At 71.7% G+C, this 13,694-nt stretch carries 13 protein-coding genes; 11 read left to right on the top strand and 2 right to left on the bottom strand.

Annotation, left to right across the window (positions count from 1 at the left end):
• Positions 1 to 90: 90 nt before the first annotated feature.
• From ACFYZ3_RS27580 to ACFYZ3_RS27555, 6 genes are all read left to right on the top strand, one after another.
• A complete protein-coding gene (locus ACFYZ3_RS27580; RefSeq protein ID WP_361008513.1) occupies positions 91 to 678 on the top strand; it encodes a hypothetical protein in 588 nt (195 codons plus the stop codon).
• Between the two features lie 221 nt (positions 679 to 899).
• Positions 900 to 2,618 carry a urocanate hydratase gene (gene hutU, locus ACFYZ3_RS27575; RefSeq protein ID WP_388522945.1) on the top strand — a complete coding sequence of 573 codons (1,719 nt, stop codon included), beginning with the start codon at positions 900 to 902 and terminating at the stop codon, positions 2,616 to 2,618.
• Positions 2,615 to 3,832, top strand: coding sequence for an allantoate amidohydrolase (locus ACFYZ3_RS27570; RefSeq protein WP_388522942.1), 1,218 nt, complete (start codon positions 2,615 to 2,617; stop codon positions 3,830 to 3,832). The genes hutU and ACFYZ3_RS27570 overlap by 4 nt, the downstream gene beginning before the upstream one ends.
• Positions 3,829 to 5,178 carry a formimidoylglutamate deiminase gene (locus ACFYZ3_RS27565; protein ID WP_388522939.1) on the top strand — a complete coding sequence of 450 codons (1,350 nt, stop codon included), beginning with the start codon at positions 3,829 to 3,831 and terminating at the stop codon, positions 5,176 to 5,178. Before ACFYZ3_RS27570 ends, ACFYZ3_RS27565 begins: the two co-directional genes overlap by 4 nt.
• A 38-nt stretch (positions 5,179 to 5,216) precedes the next feature.
• Entirely contained in the window at positions 5,217 to 6,392 is a 1,176-nt protein-coding gene (gene hutI / locus ACFYZ3_RS27560; protein WP_388522937.1) for an imidazolonepropionase, read from the top strand.
• A 36-nt stretch (positions 6,393 to 6,428) separates the two neighbouring features.
• A complete protein-coding gene (locus tag ACFYZ3_RS27555; RefSeq protein WP_388522934.1) occupies positions 6,429 to 6,761 on the top strand; it encodes a hypothetical protein in 333 nt (110 codons plus the stop codon).
• A gap of 83 nt (positions 6,762 to 6,844) precedes the next feature.
• Here ACFYZ3_RS27555 and ACFYZ3_RS27550 read toward each other — a convergent pair whose 3' ends face one another.
• A complete protein-coding gene (locus ACFYZ3_RS27550; RefSeq protein WP_388522932.1) occupies positions 6,845 to 7,771 on the bottom strand; it encodes an RNA polymerase sigma factor SigF in 927 nt (308 codons plus the stop codon).
• Positions 7,772 to 8,011: 240 nt separating this feature from the next.
• Between ACFYZ3_RS27550 and ACFYZ3_RS27545 the strand changes: the two genes are divergently transcribed.
• The 3 genes from ACFYZ3_RS27545 (at position 8,012) to ACFYZ3_RS27535 (ending at position 9,593) form a co-directional block, all read left to right on the top strand.
• Positions 8,012 to 8,389, top strand: coding sequence for an STAS domain-containing protein (locus tag ACFYZ3_RS27545; RefSeq protein WP_003975744.1), 378 nt, complete (start codon positions 8,012 to 8,014; stop codon positions 8,387 to 8,389).
• A 196-nt stretch (positions 8,390 to 8,585) separates the two neighbouring features.
• The gene (locus ACFYZ3_RS27540; RefSeq protein ID WP_388522929.1) at positions 8,586 to 9,098 is read left to right on the top strand and encodes an ATP-binding protein; all 513 of its coding nucleotides are present in this window, start codon (positions 8,586 to 8,588) and stop codon (positions 9,096 to 9,098) included.
• A 300-nt stretch (positions 9,099 to 9,398) separates the two neighbouring features.
• A complete protein-coding gene (locus tag ACFYZ3_RS27535; protein WP_388522926.1) occupies positions 9,399 to 9,593 on the top strand; it encodes a DUF397 domain-containing protein in 195 nt (64 codons plus the stop codon).
• 119 nt (positions 9,594 to 9,712) lie between these two features.
• Here the strand turns inward: ACFYZ3_RS27535 and ACFYZ3_RS27530 are convergent, their stop codons facing one another.
• Entirely contained in the window at positions 9,713 to 11,209 is a 1,497-nt protein-coding gene (locus tag ACFYZ3_RS27530; RefSeq protein WP_388522924.1) for an MFS transporter, read from the bottom strand.
• Between the two features lie 494 nt (positions 11,210 to 11,703).
• Between ACFYZ3_RS27530 and ACFYZ3_RS27525 the strand changes: the two genes are divergently transcribed.
• Together ACFYZ3_RS27525 and draK are read left to right on the top strand one after the other, a co-directional pair.
• The gene (locus ACFYZ3_RS27525; protein ID WP_109034585.1) at positions 11,704 to 12,381 is read left to right on the top strand and encodes a response regulator transcription factor; all 678 of its coding nucleotides are present in this window, start codon (positions 11,704 to 11,706) and stop codon (positions 12,379 to 12,381) included.
• Between the two features lie 34 nt (positions 12,382 to 12,415).
• Positions 12,416 to 13,690, top strand: coding sequence for a two-component system sensor histidine kinase DraK (gene draK / locus ACFYZ3_RS27520; RefSeq protein WP_388522920.1), 1,275 nt, complete (start codon positions 12,416 to 12,418; stop codon positions 13,688 to 13,690).
• Positions 13,691 to 13,694 lie beyond the last annotated feature (4 nt).

Below are 13,694 nucleotides of genomic sequence, written 5' to 3'. Positions count from 1 at the left end.
AGATTCGTCTCAGCTTGCCCCGTTACAGTGCGGCGCCTGACACACCCTTCAGACGCATCGCACAGGCAGGAACGGGACAGGAGGCAGGACGTGGCGCGCGGAGGACAGGTGGGGCTGGCTCGGGTCGCCGTCGTGGTACGGGCGGGCGCCGCACCACTGTGGTGGCTGGGCGTTTTCGCGGCGGGCATCGGTGTGCTGGTGCCGGGACTCACCGGACGCCGGATCGGTGTGCTGGCGGGCGCCGCCCTCTTCATCGTCGCCACGGCCGTCGTGGCGTGGGTGCGCCGGCGTCGCTACACGGCCCTGGCCGGTTCGGCCGCCCGCGCGGGCAAGCACGACGTGCTCCAGGACCGCGGGGTCACCGTACGCAACTGGCGCCGGGGCCACCGCTGGTGGCTGCTCCTCGCCTTCCTCGCCGCCCTCGGCAGCGCCTTCGCCCTGCCCGCCGCGGGCGGCCTGCTGCTGGCCGGCTGCGGCGCCGGGCTGTGGCTCAAGTCCGCCTGGATCGGCCGCCGCGAACAGGCCGGGGACGCCCTGCTGTGGGTCCGCGTGGACTGGCTCGCCGGCAACGCGGGCCGCCCCGCGGGCAAGGCGGTCAGGGCCTACCGCAGCACAGGCATCGCGGCGGGCGACGCGGCACCGGGCGGAGCGAGGCGCAAGACGCCGGCGACGGTCTGAGTACGAGCAACCAAGAGCAACCACGAGCAACCACGACGAACGCGCGGTCCGCGAAGCGCGCGTACCGGCAAGCCCGAGTGCGGGGCCTCCTACAAGGGGGCCCCGCACTCGCATGTGGGCGGCACGGAACACGACCCTGTTGACTAGCTCTATTCAGGAGGCGAGGATATGAATATCCGTAGCAACAATCCGCCGGGAGCACAGCCACCAGGAGGCAGACCATGTCCGGACCTCGTCCCGTCCGAGCGCCACGCGGTACCGAGCCGAGCGCCCTGGGCTGGCAGCAGGAGGCCGCCCTGCGGATGCTGCAGAACAACCTCGACCCGGAGGTCGCCGAGCACCCCGACAAGCTCGTCGTCTACGGCGGCACGGGCAAGGCGGCCCGCGACTGGCGCTCCTTCGACGCCATGGTCCGCACCCTGCGCACCCTCAAGCAGGACGAGACGATGCTCGTCCAGTCCGGCCGTCCGGTCGGCGTCATGCAGACCCACGAGTGGGCCCCGCGGGTCCTCATCGCCAACTCCAACCTCGTCGGCGACTGGGCGAACTGGGAGGAGTTCCGCCGCCTGGAGGCCCTCGGGCTGACCATGTACGGGCAGATGACGGCCGGCTCCTGGATCTACATCGGCACCCAGGGCATCCTCCAGGGCACCTACGAGACCTTCGCCGCCGTCGCCGCGAAGAAGTTCGGCGGCACGCTGGCCGGGACCATCACGCTCACCGCCGGTCTCGGCGGCATGGGCGGCGCCCAGCCGCTCGCGGTCACCATGAACGACGGCGTCGTCATCTGCGTCGACTGCGACCCGCGCGCGATCGACCGCCGCATCGAGCACCGCTACCTGGACGTGAAGGCCGACTCCCTCGACCACGCCCTCCAGCTGGCCACCGAGGCACGGGACCGCCGCAAGCCGCTGTCCATCGGGGTCCTCGGCAACGCCGCCGAGCTGGTCCCGCAGCTCCTCGCCGTGGGCGCCCCGATCGACATCGTCACCGACCAGACCTCGGCCCACGACCCGCTGGCCTACCTGCCCACCGGGATCGCCTTCGAGGACATGGCAGACGCCGCCGCCAAGGACCCGGCGGGCTTCACCACCCGGGCCCGCGAGTCCATGGCCCGGCACGTCGAGGCCATGGTCGGCTTCCAGGACGCCGGTGCCGAGGTCTTCGACTACGGCAACTCCATCCGCGGCGAGGCCCAGCTCGCCGGGTACGACCGGGCCTTCGCCTTCCCCGGCTTCGTCCCCGCCTACATCCGCCCTCTGTTCTGCGAGGGCAAGGGCCCCTTCCGCTGGGCCGCCCTGTCCGGCGACCCCGCAGACATCGCCAAGACCGACAAGGCCATCCTCGACCTCTTCCCCGAGAACGAGTCCCTGGCCCGCTGGATCAAGATGGCGGGGGAGCGGGTCCACTTCCAGGGCCTGCCCGCCCGCATCTGCTGGCTCGGCTACGGCGAGCGCGACAAGGCCGGTGAGCGGTTCAACGACATGGTCGCCAGTGGCGAGCTGGCCGCGCCGATCGTCATCGGCCGCGACCACCTCGACTGCGGCTCCGTCGCCTCCCCGTACCGCGAGACCGAGGCGATGCTCGACGGCTCCGACGCCATCGCCGACTGGCCGCTGCTCAATGCCATGGTCAACGTGGCCTCCGGCGCCTCCTGGGTCTCCCTCCACCACGGGGGCGGCGTCGGCATGGGCCGCTCCATCCACGCCGGGCAGGTCACCGTCGCCGACGGCACCCCGCTCGCCGGGGAGAAGATCCGCCGGGTGCTTACCAACGACCCCGGCATGGGTGTCATCCGGCACGTCGACGCCGGGTACGACATCGCCGAGTCGGTGGCGGCCGAGCGCGACGTGCGGGTGCCGATGCGCGAGGGCGGCGAGGCGCACGAGGGCGACGAGGCGCACGGGAGCGGGACGGCGCGCGAGGGTGACGGCGCGTGAGCTTCCACAGCATGTGGGCGGAGCTGCTGCCGGTCGGCCGCAGCTCTGCCTCCGGCGGCTACCGCCGCTCCGCCTGGACCGGCGCCGACGCCGACTGCCGGACCTGGTTCCAGGAGCAGGCCGAGGCACGCGGCCTGACCTACGAGACCGACCGCAACGGCAACCAGTGGGCCTGGCTCGGCGACCCGGCCGCCGGGAACGCCGTCGTCACCGGGTCCCACCTGGACTCCGTGCCCGACGGCGGCGCCTTCGACGGCCCCCTCGGCGTGGTCTCCGCCTTCGCCGCCCTCGACGAACTGCGGGGGAGGGGAGCGCGGTTCACCAGGCCGCTGGGCGTCGTCAACTTCGGCGACGAGGAGGGCGCCCGCTTCGGTCTCGCCTGCGTCGGCTCCCGGCTCACCGCGGGGGCGCTCACCGTCGAGCAGGCGCACCGGCTCACCGACGGCGACGGCATCACCCTCCCGCAGGCCATGGAGTCCGCCGGGTACGACCCGGCCACCCTGGGCGCCGACCCCGAACGGCTCGCCCGCATCGGCGCCTTCGTCGAACTCCACGTCGAGCAGGGCCGCGCCCTCGACCTGTCCGGCGACCGCATCGGCATCGCGTCCGCCATCTGGCCGCACGGACGCTGGCGGTTCGACTTCCGGGGCGAGGCCAACCACGCAGGCACCACCCGCCTCGCCGACCGGCACGACCCGATGCTGCCGTACGCCGAGACCGTCCTCGCCGCCCGCCGCGAGGCCGAACTCGCCGGTGCCGTGGCCACCTTCGGCAAGATCGGCGTCGAGCCCAACGGCGTCAACGCCGTCCCCTCCCTGGTGCGCGGCTGGCTCGACTCCCGCGCCGCCGACCAGGCGAGCCTGGACACCGTGGTCACCGGCATCGAGAAGGCCGCCCGCGAGTACGCCGCAGCCCAGGGCGTGGACCTAGACGTGGTCCGCGAGTCCTTCACGCCCGTCGTCGAGTTCGACCACGCCCTGCGCGACGAACTCGCCCGCATCCTCGGCACGGAGAGGGAGCTGAAGGTGCCCGTCCTCGGCACCGGCGCCGGACACGACGCCGGAATCCTCTCCGACCGCGTCCCGACCGCCATGCTGTTCGTACGCAACCCCACCGGCGTCTCGCACTCCCCGGCCGAGTACGCCGCCGAGGACGACTGCGTGGCCGGGGTGAACGCACTCGCCGACGTACTGGAAGGGCTGGCCTGCACGTGACCTCCTCCGAGCGGCCCCGCACGTACTGGCTGGAGCACGCCTGGCTCGGCACCCATGTCGAGCCGGGTGTCGCCGTGGACGTGAGGGACGGCCGCATCGCCGCCGTCCGTACGGACGTCCCCGCCCCGCCCCCGGGCGCCGAGATCCTGCGCGGACTGACCCTGCCCGGCCTCGCCAACGCGCACAGCCACGCCTTCCACCGCGCCCTGCGCGGCACCGTCCAGGTCGGCTCGGGCACCTTCTGGACCTGGCGCGAGGTGATGTACTCGGTCGCCGACTGGCTGACCCCGGACACCTACCACGCCCTCGCCCGCGCCGTGTACGCCGAGATGGCGCTGGCCGGGATTACCGCCGTCGGCGAGTTCCACTACGTGCACCACGCGCCCGGAGGCACTCCCTACGCCGACCCCAACGCGATGGGCGAGGCCCTGATCGAGGCCGCCGCCGAAGCCGGTGTCCGCATCACCCTCCTCGACACCTGCTACCTGTCCTCCGGCTTCGGCGACCCCCCGAACACCCACCAGCTCCGCTTCTCCGACGGCACGGCCCAGGCCTGGGCCGAACGCTGTTCAGTTCTCAAGGAACGGGATCACGCACGGATCGGGGCCGCGATCCACTCCGTACGGGCCGTGCCCGCGGACCAGTTGGCGACCGTGGCGCAGTGGGCCGAGGCGCGGCGGGCCCCGCTGCATGTGCACCTGTCCGAGCAGACCGCCGAGAACGACGCCTGCCGCCAGGCCCACGGCCGCACCCCGACCCGCCTCCTCGCCGACCACGGTGTGCTCGGCGCCCGCACCACCGGAGTCCACAACACCCACCTCACCGACGAGGACATCGCCCTGCTCGGCGGCAGCCGCACCGGCACCTGCATGTGCCCCACCACGGAACGGGACCTCGCCGACGGCATCGGACCCGCGGCCGCGCTCCAGCGGGCGGGCTCGCCGCTCTCCCTCGGCTCCGACAGCCACGCCGTCATCGACCTGCTGGAGGAAGCGCGCGCCATGGAGCTGAACGAGCGCCTGCGCACCCGCGCCCGCGGCCACTGGACCGCCGCCGCCCTGCTGCGGGCCGCCACCGCCGACGGGCACGCCGCCCTCGGCTGGGACGACACCGGCCGCATCGAGGCCGGGGCCCGCGCCGACCTCGCGACGGTCGCGCTGGACTCGGTCAGGACAGCGGGGCCGCTGCCCAGGCTCGGCGCCGAGACGGCCGTATTCGCCGCGACGGCAGCGGACGTACGGCACACGGTCGTAGGCGGGCGGCACGTCGTACGCGACGGGGCGCACGCCCTCGTACCGGATGTGCCGCAGGCCCTCGCCCGGGCCGTCGAAGCCCTGCGCGCCTGACCACCCGCCCCCGCCCCCACGAGGACACCAGGGACCCCATGAGCAGCAGCACCGTCATCACCAACATCGCCGCACTCGTCACCAACGACCCCTCCCTCGGCGACCACTCCCCGCTCGGTCTGGTCCGGGACGCGGCCCTCGTCATCGAGGGTGACCGCGTCGTGTGGACCGGTGAATCAAGCAAAGCACCCGCCACTGACAATCGGGTCGACGCCGCCGGCCGGGCGGTCCTCCCCGGCTTCGTGGACTCCCACTCCCACCTCCTCTTCGCGGGCGACCGCACCGAGGAGTTCAACGCCCGCATGTCCGGCCGCCCCTACAGCGCGGGCGGCATCCGCACCACCGTCGCCGCCACCCGCGCCGCGAGCGACGCGGAACTGGAGGCCGGGCTCACCCGCTACCTCGCCGAGGCCCTGCGCCAGGGCACCACCACCTTCGAGACGAAGTCCGGCTACGGCCTGACCACCGCCGACGAGTCCCGGGCCCTGCGCGTCGCCGCCCGCCACACCGACGAGGTCACCTTCCTCGGCGCCCACATCGTCGCCCCCGAACTCGCCGACGACCCCGCCGCCTACGTCGACCTGGTCACCGGCGAGATGCTCGACGCCTGCGCCCCGCACGCCCGCTGGATCGACGTGTTCTGCGAGAAGGGCGCCTTCGACGGCGACCAGGCCCGCGCGATCCTCACCGCGGGCAAGGCCAAGGGACTGCACCCCCGCATCCACGCCAACCAGCTCTCCTACGGGCCCGGCGTCCGGCTCGCCGTCGAACTCGACGCCGCCAGCGCCGACCACTGCACCCACCTCACCGACGCCGACGTGGACGCCCTCGCGAACAGCCGTACGGTCGCCACCCTGCTCCCCGGCGCCGAGTTCTCCACCCGTGCCCAGTGGCCGGACGCCCGGCGTCTCATCGACGCGGGCGCCACGGTGGCCCTGTCCACCGACTGCAACCCCGGCTCCTCCTTCACGTCCTCCGTCCCCTTCTGCATCGCGCTCGCGGTGCGGGACATGGGGATGACGCCGGACGAGGCGGTCTGGTCCGCCACCGCGGGCGGCGCCGCGGCCCTGCGCCGCGAGGACGTCGGCCGCCTCGTCCCGGGCGCGTACGCCGACCTGACGCTGCTCGACGCCCCGAGCCACGTCCACCTGGCCTACCGGCCGGGGGTGCCGCTGGTCGCGGGAGTGTGGCGGCGGGGCGTACGTAAGGTGTGAGCGTACGAGCGTCGGCGGGAGCGGGGGACGGGGCGGATGGCGAGGCACTGGCGGGCATGGGGGGCGCCGTTCCTGGTGAACCTGCTGCTCGGCGTCCCGGCCGTGGTGCCGATCTGGCTCGTCTGGTACCTGCTGGTGAACTGGCCGCTGGCCGAACTCGGCTGGACCGTGCGCGAACCGACGGAGAACGACGGCATGGCGCTCTGGCTGGTGATCGTCGTCCCGGTCGTCGCGCTGTTCGGGCTCATCTGGTGGCTGGCCAACGAACCCCTGCGGCGCAGGACCGCCCTCGCCCCGCGCTCGTTCTGGCTGCTGTGCGTCCTGGTGCCGTTCCTGCCGACGGCCGTGCTGATCGCCAACTCCTCGTGAGGGGCGACGGCACCCCGAAGGGGGGCGGCCCGATTTCGGACCACCCCCCTGGAGGGCAAGCGTCACACGGTCAGGACTGAGGACTACTCCTCGACCGTGAGCCCCTTGCGCAGCCGTACGAGGGTCCGCGACAGCAGACGTGAGACATGCATCTGGGAGATGCCCAGCTCCTCGCCGATCTCCGACTGGGTCATGCCGGCGACGAAGCGGAGGGAGAGGATCTTCCGGTCCCGGGAAGGCAGCTCGGCGATCAGCGGCTTCAGCGACTCGACGTACTCGATGCCTTCGAGCCCGTGGTCCTCGTAGCCGATGCGGTCGGCGAGAGCGCCCTCCGCGTCGTCCTCCTCCGGCTGGGCGTCCAGCGAGGAGGCGGTGTAGGCGTTGGACGCCGCCATGCCCTCGACGACCTCGTCCTTGGACAGGCCGAGGTGCTCGGCCAGCTCGGTCACCGTCGGGGCGCGGTCGAGGCGCTGGGCCAGCTCGTCACCGGCCTTCGCCAGGTCGAGCCGCAGCTCCTGGAGGCGGCGCGGAACGCGCACGGACCACGAGGTGTCGCGGAAGAAGCGCTTGATCTCGCCGATGATGGTCGGCATCGCGAACGTGGGGAACTCCACACCACGCGACAGCTCGAAACGGTCGATCGCCTTGATCAGGCCGATGGTGCCGACCTGGATGATGTCCTCCATCGGCTCGCTGCGCGAGCGGAAGCGGGAGGCGGCGAACTTGACCAGCGCGAGGTTCAGCTCGACGAGCGTGTTGCGTACGTACGCGTACTCGTGGGTGCCTTCCTCCAGCGACTCCAGTCGCTCGAAGAGGGTCTTGGACAGGGCCCTGGCGTCCGCCGGAGCGACCTCGTCGTACGCGGGGATGTCCGGAAGCCCGGCGAGTGCGTCGTCGTGGTCGACGACGGCGTCAGGGTGCGCGATGGGATCCAGATGTTCCGGAGGGAGTGTCGACGTCGCTTCGTGGGTACGCGATCCGTCGAGCCGGGGTGACATGATGTCCTCCATCGTTCTCGGCATACGGCTGCCGAAGCCAGATACGTGCACTGCGGTGTGCGGCGCCTCCAAAGCCGGCCGTGTCGGTTTACGTGTCCTACTAGCCCTACCGGGTTTACCGAGCTGACCGCAAGTGTGTTCTGTGCGGGTATGTCCGTTTGTGTGCGGTTGTTCGGGTGTCGGAGTGCGGTGGGAAGGCGTAGTGTTCGAGTGCGTCAGCAAGCAGTCACGACCCCGGGAGAGAGAAACGGCATGGACCGCGGGACGGTCGGCAGTGCCCAGTCGGGCCGGCTTCTGGTCGAGGTACGGGAAGAGGGCCCCAGCGCCGTCGTGACCCCGGCGGGTGAGCTGGATCACCACACCGCCGATCTGTTGCGCGAGCCGCTGGAGGACTGTCTCGACAAGGGATTCAACCGGCTCGTCGTGGACTGCTCACGGCTGGAGTTCTGCGACTCCACGGGGCTCAACGTCCTGCTCGGCGCTCGGTTGAAAGCGGAGGCCGCGGGGGGCGGAGTGCATTTGGTGGCCATGCAGCCGGTAGTGGCGCGCGTGTTCGAGATCACGGGGGCCGAAGCGGTCTTCACCCTTCATGACACGCTCGCGGCCGCCCTGGCCGACGCGTCCGACTGAGCCGTCCTTGTCCGGCCGACGGAGGGGTGCGTGTGCTTCCCGGAGCGGGTGTTTTCACCCCGCCCCGGGTTTCGTGCGCAATACAGGGGTGTTCGTGCGATCCGGTCGGGCAGGAGAGACCCTGAACCGGCTGTGTACGACATGGCTGTCTACGACTTTGAAACATGAACTGGTGAATCGGTGAGGTGAAGCGCTGATGAGCACCACCCGGCCCTACTCGCCGGGCGACCGAGGCCCGGAGCCCGGCGGCGCTTCCGGGACGGCGTCCGCGCCCGCCTCCGCGTCCGGGGAGGGCGGCGGGCGGCAGGCCCGCAGGCTGAGCTTCGAGGACGCGAGCGGGGTCGTCCCGCTGGCCCGTGACTTCACCCGCGAGGCGCTGTACGCCTGGGGCTGGCTGCCCTCCGCCACCGCGGACCAGCGTGCGGCCGCGGAGGACGTCCTGCTCGTCGTCTCCGAGCTGGTCACCAACGCGTGCCTGCACGCCGAGGGGCCGGACGAGCTGTGGATCACCTGCGAGAAGAAGGTGATCCGCCTGGAGGTCTCCGACCGGGGCACGGGACAGCCGGCGCCCCGCACCCCGCACCGCGCCGGTCGCCCCGGCGGCCACGGCATGTTCATCGTGCAGCGCCTGTGCCTGGACTGGGGCGTCGTACGCACCCCGGGGGTCGCGGGCAAGCGGGTCTGGGCGGAGCTGGGCGCCCCGGCGTAGGCCTGCGGCGCGTGTGCCGGGCCTGCCGAGCGCTTCTGCGCTTACCCCCGCACCTCGAACCGGAGCAGCTTCCCGGCGCCCCGCGGGAGCACGTCGTCGCCCAGCGACCACCCACCCCACGAGTCGGCACACGCCTGCACGAGCCGCAGCCCGCGCCCGCCCTCCGCGTTTCCTGGACGCGGAGGCCCAACTCTCGAAGTACCGGACCCTCTTGGAGCGCATGGAGGCCTGCGCGCTGGACGTCGTCGCCTCCCGCACATTCATCGCACACCTCGCCCAGAGCCTCTGAAGGGGAGCAACGTGCAGCACCTCATGTGGCACAAGTCCACTCACGGTCCCGATGGTTCGAACTGCCTCGAGATGGCCACCACCCCGACAACCGTCCTGGTCCGCGATTCCAAGAAGCCGTCCGGTCCGCGGCTCGCCCTCCTCCCCGCCACGTGGGCCGACTTCGCCTCGTACGCGGCGGACGCCCACGCGCCGGCAGGTCCATGAGCGCGGGCCCGGCCGGGGCTGAGCCCAGGCGGCTCTTCCTCCTGCTCAAACGCCCGGAGGGTCACCCCACCCACCGGATGAGGTGACCCTCCGAGAAGCAGCGGGCGGGCCCGCGGGGCTCAGCGGACGTCGCCCATGAGTTCCTTGACGCGCTTGCGGTACATCCAGATCGCGATGCCCGCGACCACCGCGAGGGTGGCCTCCGCGGCGACGATGCCCGTCTTGTTGAGGTCGACGCCGGCGATGGAGAGCAGGCCGGTCGTGGCGTCACCGGCGGTGACGGCCAGGAACCAGACGCCCATCATCTGCGAGGCGTACTTCACCGGCGCCATCTTCGTCGTCACCGACAGGCCGACCGGGGAGAGCATCAGCTCACCGCAGGTCTGGACGAAGTAGATCGCCACCAGCCACATGGCCGCCGCCTTGTGGCCGCCCTCCGCGATGCCCAGCGGGGCCAGGAAGAGGAAGAAGGAGGCGCCGACCAGGACCAGACCGCCGCAGAACTTGACGACCGTGCTGGGCTCCTTGCCCCGGCGGTTGAGCGCCAGCCACAGCGTGGCGAAGACCGGGGCCAGGGCCATGATGATGACCGGGTTGACCGACTGGTACCAGGAGACCGGGAAGCTCCAGCCGAAGACGCTGTTGTTCGCTGAGGAGTCGGCGAAGAGCGACAGGGTCGAGCCGCCCTGGTCGTAGATCATCCAGAACACGGCGGCGGCGACGAAGAACCAGATGTACGCCGACATCTTGGACTGCTCGGCGCGGTCCAGGGACTTGTCGCGCTTGATGTTGGTCAGCACCAGCACCGGGATGATCACGCCGAGCAGGGTCAGCGGGACCAGGATCCAGTTCAGGGTGTAGTGGCCGGAGAAGCCGACGATCGCGTAGAAGACGACGGCCAGCGCGGCCCAGAAGGCGGCCTTGCGCAGCGTCGAGGTCTTCTCCTCGACGGACAGCGGCTTCGGGACCACGCTGGAGTGCGGGGCCAGGTGGCGGCTGCCGATCAGGAACTGGAGCACGCCCAGGCCCATGCCGACCGCGGCGAGCGCGAAGCCCAGGTGCCAGTTGACGTTCTCGCCGATGGTGCCGATGGTCAGCGGCGCGGCGAAGGCACCGAGGTTGATGCCCATGTAGAAGACGGTGAAGCCACCGTCGCGGCGCGGGTCGTCGGGGCCGTCGTAGAGCTGGCCGACCATCGTGGAGATGTTGGCCTTCAGCAGACCCGAGCCGATGGCGACCAGGCCGAGGCCCGCGTAGAACGTGCCGGAGGACGGCAGCGCCAGCGTGAGGTGGCCGAGCATGATCACGCCGCCGGCGATGGCGACGGTCTTGCGGGGGCCCCAGACGCGGTCGCCGAACCAGCCGCCCGGCATCGTGAGCAGGTACACCAGCGAGAGGTACACCGAGTAGATCGCGGTCGCGGTGCCGGCGCCGAGGCCGAGACCACCCGGGGCGACGAGGTACAGCGGGAGCAGAGCCCTCATGCCGTAGTAGGAGAACCTCTCCCACATCTCGGTCATGAAGAGTGTGGCCAGTCCGCGGGGGTGGCCGAAGAAGGTCTTCTCGGTGCCGGGGGTGCCCGGGGTGACCGAGTCCTTCGTCAGGCTGGACGCCATGGTCGATCCTTGCTGGTCGGGACGCGCTCATGAGGCGATGCGCGCCCGGTGGGGGGCGGCCGGCACCGGCGGCCTTCCCCGCCCGTCCCACGCCTGAGGGATCCGCTCCGGATTGCGAAGCGGTGGGCGGCGGCCACCGGGATCCACGCCTCTGCGCGCGTCACTGCACGCGGTGAGGCCCGGCCACAGGTCATTCCTTTCAAGGCCGACCGTGGGGGTCGGCCCGCACACAAAAGAGACCTTCAGCGTCGAACTGTCGCCAAAGGTCCGCTGGGTGCTACAGGCGCTGATTCACCATACGGCAGGACACCGCCCGGTATGGAAGGACTTGAGACGCGGATCACAGGTAATAGTGGAACCGTGAACGATCTTTCGAAGGTTTCCCCCAGGATGGCACCCCACAGCCGCAGGTCCGGACGCGGGGGTGGCGGGGTGGGGCGGTCCTCGGGGCGATCTTGCCCCGGGCGTTGCTCCGAGCGGTCTACCATCAGCCCATGACCCGTGTACTGCTCGCCGAGGACGACGCGTCCATCTCGGAGCCGCTGGCCCGCGCACTGCGCAGGGAAGGGTACGAGGTCGAGGTGCGTGAGGACGGACCCACCGCAGTCGACGCGGGGTTGCAGGGCGGCATCGACCTGGTCGTGCTCGACCTGGGCCTGCCGGGCATGGACGGACTCGAGGTCGCCCGCCGGCTGCGGTCCGAGGGCCACACCGTGCCGATCCTGATCCTGACCGCGCGCGCCGACGAGGTGGACACCGTCGTCGGCCTGGACGCGGGTGCCGACGACTACGTCACCAAGCCCTTCCGCCTCGCCGAGCTGCTCGCCCGGGTCCGGGCCCTGCTGCGGCGCGGTGCCGCCGAGCCGCCGCAGCCGCCCGCCACCCACGGCGTGCGCATCGACGTCGAGTCGCACCGGGCCTGGATGGGCGAGGAGGAGCTCCAGCTCACCGCGAAGGAGTTCGACCTGCTGCGGGTCCTGGTGCGCGACGCCGGCCGGGTCGTCACCCGCGACCAGCTGATGCGCGAGGTCTGGGACACCACCTGGTGGTCGTCGACCAAGACCCTCGACATGCACATCTCCTGGCTGCGCAAGAAGCTGGGCGACGACGCGGCCAACCCCCGCTACATCGCCACCGTGCGCGGCGTGGGCTTCCGTTTCGAGAAGAACTGAGCGGGCCCCGAGAGGGCCTTCCGGGTAAGAGGACATGCGCCGCCGACTGATCCAGTCCACGCTCGCCGTGGTGCTCGTGGTGATCGCCGTCTTCGGCGTCTCCCTCGTCATCGTCGAGACCCGGACCATCAGCAGCACGGCCCAGGAACGGGTCGACCTGGAAGCGGTGCGGCTGGCCAGCATCGTCGACAGCCGGCTCATCGGCACCGGTTCCGTCGACGAGGACTTCCTGCGGGAGCAGATCCGCGACGCCCGGTACGCCCTGATCCGCATCCCCGGCGAGCCGGTCGTCGAGGTCGGCAGCAAGCCGACCGGCGACGTCCTCCAGGGCAGGGCCACCGGCGAGGAGGGCGAGACGGTCCTCGTCGAGGAGCCCCGCTCCTCGGTGACCCGGGAGGTCGGGCGGACCCTGCTGATCATCGGCCTGGTGGCGCTGCTCGCGGTGATCGCCGCCGTACTGCTGGCGATCCGGCAGGCCAACCGCCTCTCCTCCCCGCTCACCGACCTCGCCGAGACCGCCGAGCGCCTCGGCTCCGGCGACCCGCGCCCGCGGCACAAGCGGTACGGCGTCCCCGAGCTGGACCGGGTCGCGGACGTCCTGGACTCCTCCGCCGAGCGCATCGCCCGGATGCTCACCGCCGAGCGCCGGCTGGCCGCCGACGCCTCCCACCAGCTGCGCACGCCGCTGACCGCGCTGTCGATGCGGTTGGAGGAGATCACCCTGACCGACGAGCCGGAGACGGTGAAGGAAGAGGCGACGATCGCGTTGTCGCAGGTGGAGCGGCTGACGGACGTCGTGGACCGGCTGCTCACCAACTCCCGCGACCCGCGCAGCGGCTCGGCCGTCACCTTCGAGCTGGACGACGTCATCCAGCAGCAGATCGCCGAGTGGCGCCCCGCCTACCGCAGCGAGGGACGGGCCATCGTCAGCTCCGGCAAGCGACATCTGACGGCCGTGGGCACCCCGGGCGCCGTGGCGCAGGTGCTGGCCGCGCTGATCGAGAACTCCCTGATGCACGGCGACGGCACGGTGGCCCTGCGGACCCGGGTGACCGGCAACCAGGCCGTGGTCGAGGTCACCGACGAGGGCCCCGGCGTCCCGGCCGACCTGGGGGCGCGGATCTTCGAGCGCGCGATCAGCGGGCGCAACTCCACCGGCATCGGCCTCGCCGTCGCCCGTGACCTGGCGGAGGCGGACGGCGGCCGCCTGGAACTGCTCCAGGGGCGTCCGCCGGTCTTCGGGCTGTTCCTGTCCCGCACGCCGCCCTCGAAGAAGGCCCCGGGGGACGGCGACCGGACGGTGCGCTGAGCGC

The organism is Streptomyces sp. NPDC001599, assembly GCF_042893535.1.
Taxonomy (GTDB): Bacteria; Actinomycetota; Actinomycetes; order Streptomycetales; family Streptomycetaceae; genus Streptomyces.
Note: the sequence above shows the minus strand (reverse complement) of the source record. Positions and strands in the feature narration are given on the sequence as shown.

What these genes read in the sequence shown, in the direction of transcription:
- hutU (WP_388522945.1), top strand. Translation starts at nt 900, where the DNA reads ATGTCCGGACCTCGTCCCGTCCGAGCGCCACGCGGTACCGAGCCGAGC.
- hutI (WP_388522937.1), top strand. Translation starts at nt 5,217, where the DNA reads ATGAGCAGCAGCACCGTCATCACCAACATCGCCGCACTCGTCACCAAC.
- ACFYZ3_RS27555 (WP_388522934.1), top strand. Translation starts at nt 6,429, where the DNA reads ATGGCGAGGCACTGGCGGGCATGGGGGGCGCCGTTCCTGGTGAACCTG.
- ACFYZ3_RS27550 (WP_388522932.1), bottom strand. Translation starts at nt 7,771, where the DNA reads ATGGAGGACATCATGTCACCCCGGCTCGACGGATCGCGTACCCACGAA.
- ACFYZ3_RS27545 (WP_003975744.1), top strand. Translation starts at nt 8,012, where the DNA reads ATGGACCGCGGGACGGTCGGCAGTGCCCAGTCGGGCCGGCTTCTGGTC.
- ACFYZ3_RS27540 (WP_388522929.1), top strand. Translation starts at nt 8,586, where the DNA reads ATGAGCACCACCCGGCCCTACTCGCCGGGCGACCGAGGCCCGGAGCCC.
- ACFYZ3_RS27530 (WP_388522924.1), bottom strand. Translation starts at nt 11,209, where the DNA reads ATGGCGTCCAGCCTGACGAAGGACTCGGTCACCCCGGGCACCCCCGGC.
- ACFYZ3_RS27525 (WP_109034585.1), top strand. Translation starts at nt 11,704, where the DNA reads ATGACCCGTGTACTGCTCGCCGAGGACGACGCGTCCATCTCGGAGCCG.
- draK (WP_388522920.1), top strand. Translation starts at nt 12,416, where the DNA reads ATGCGCCGCCGACTGATCCAGTCCACGCTCGCCGTGGTGCTCGTGGTG.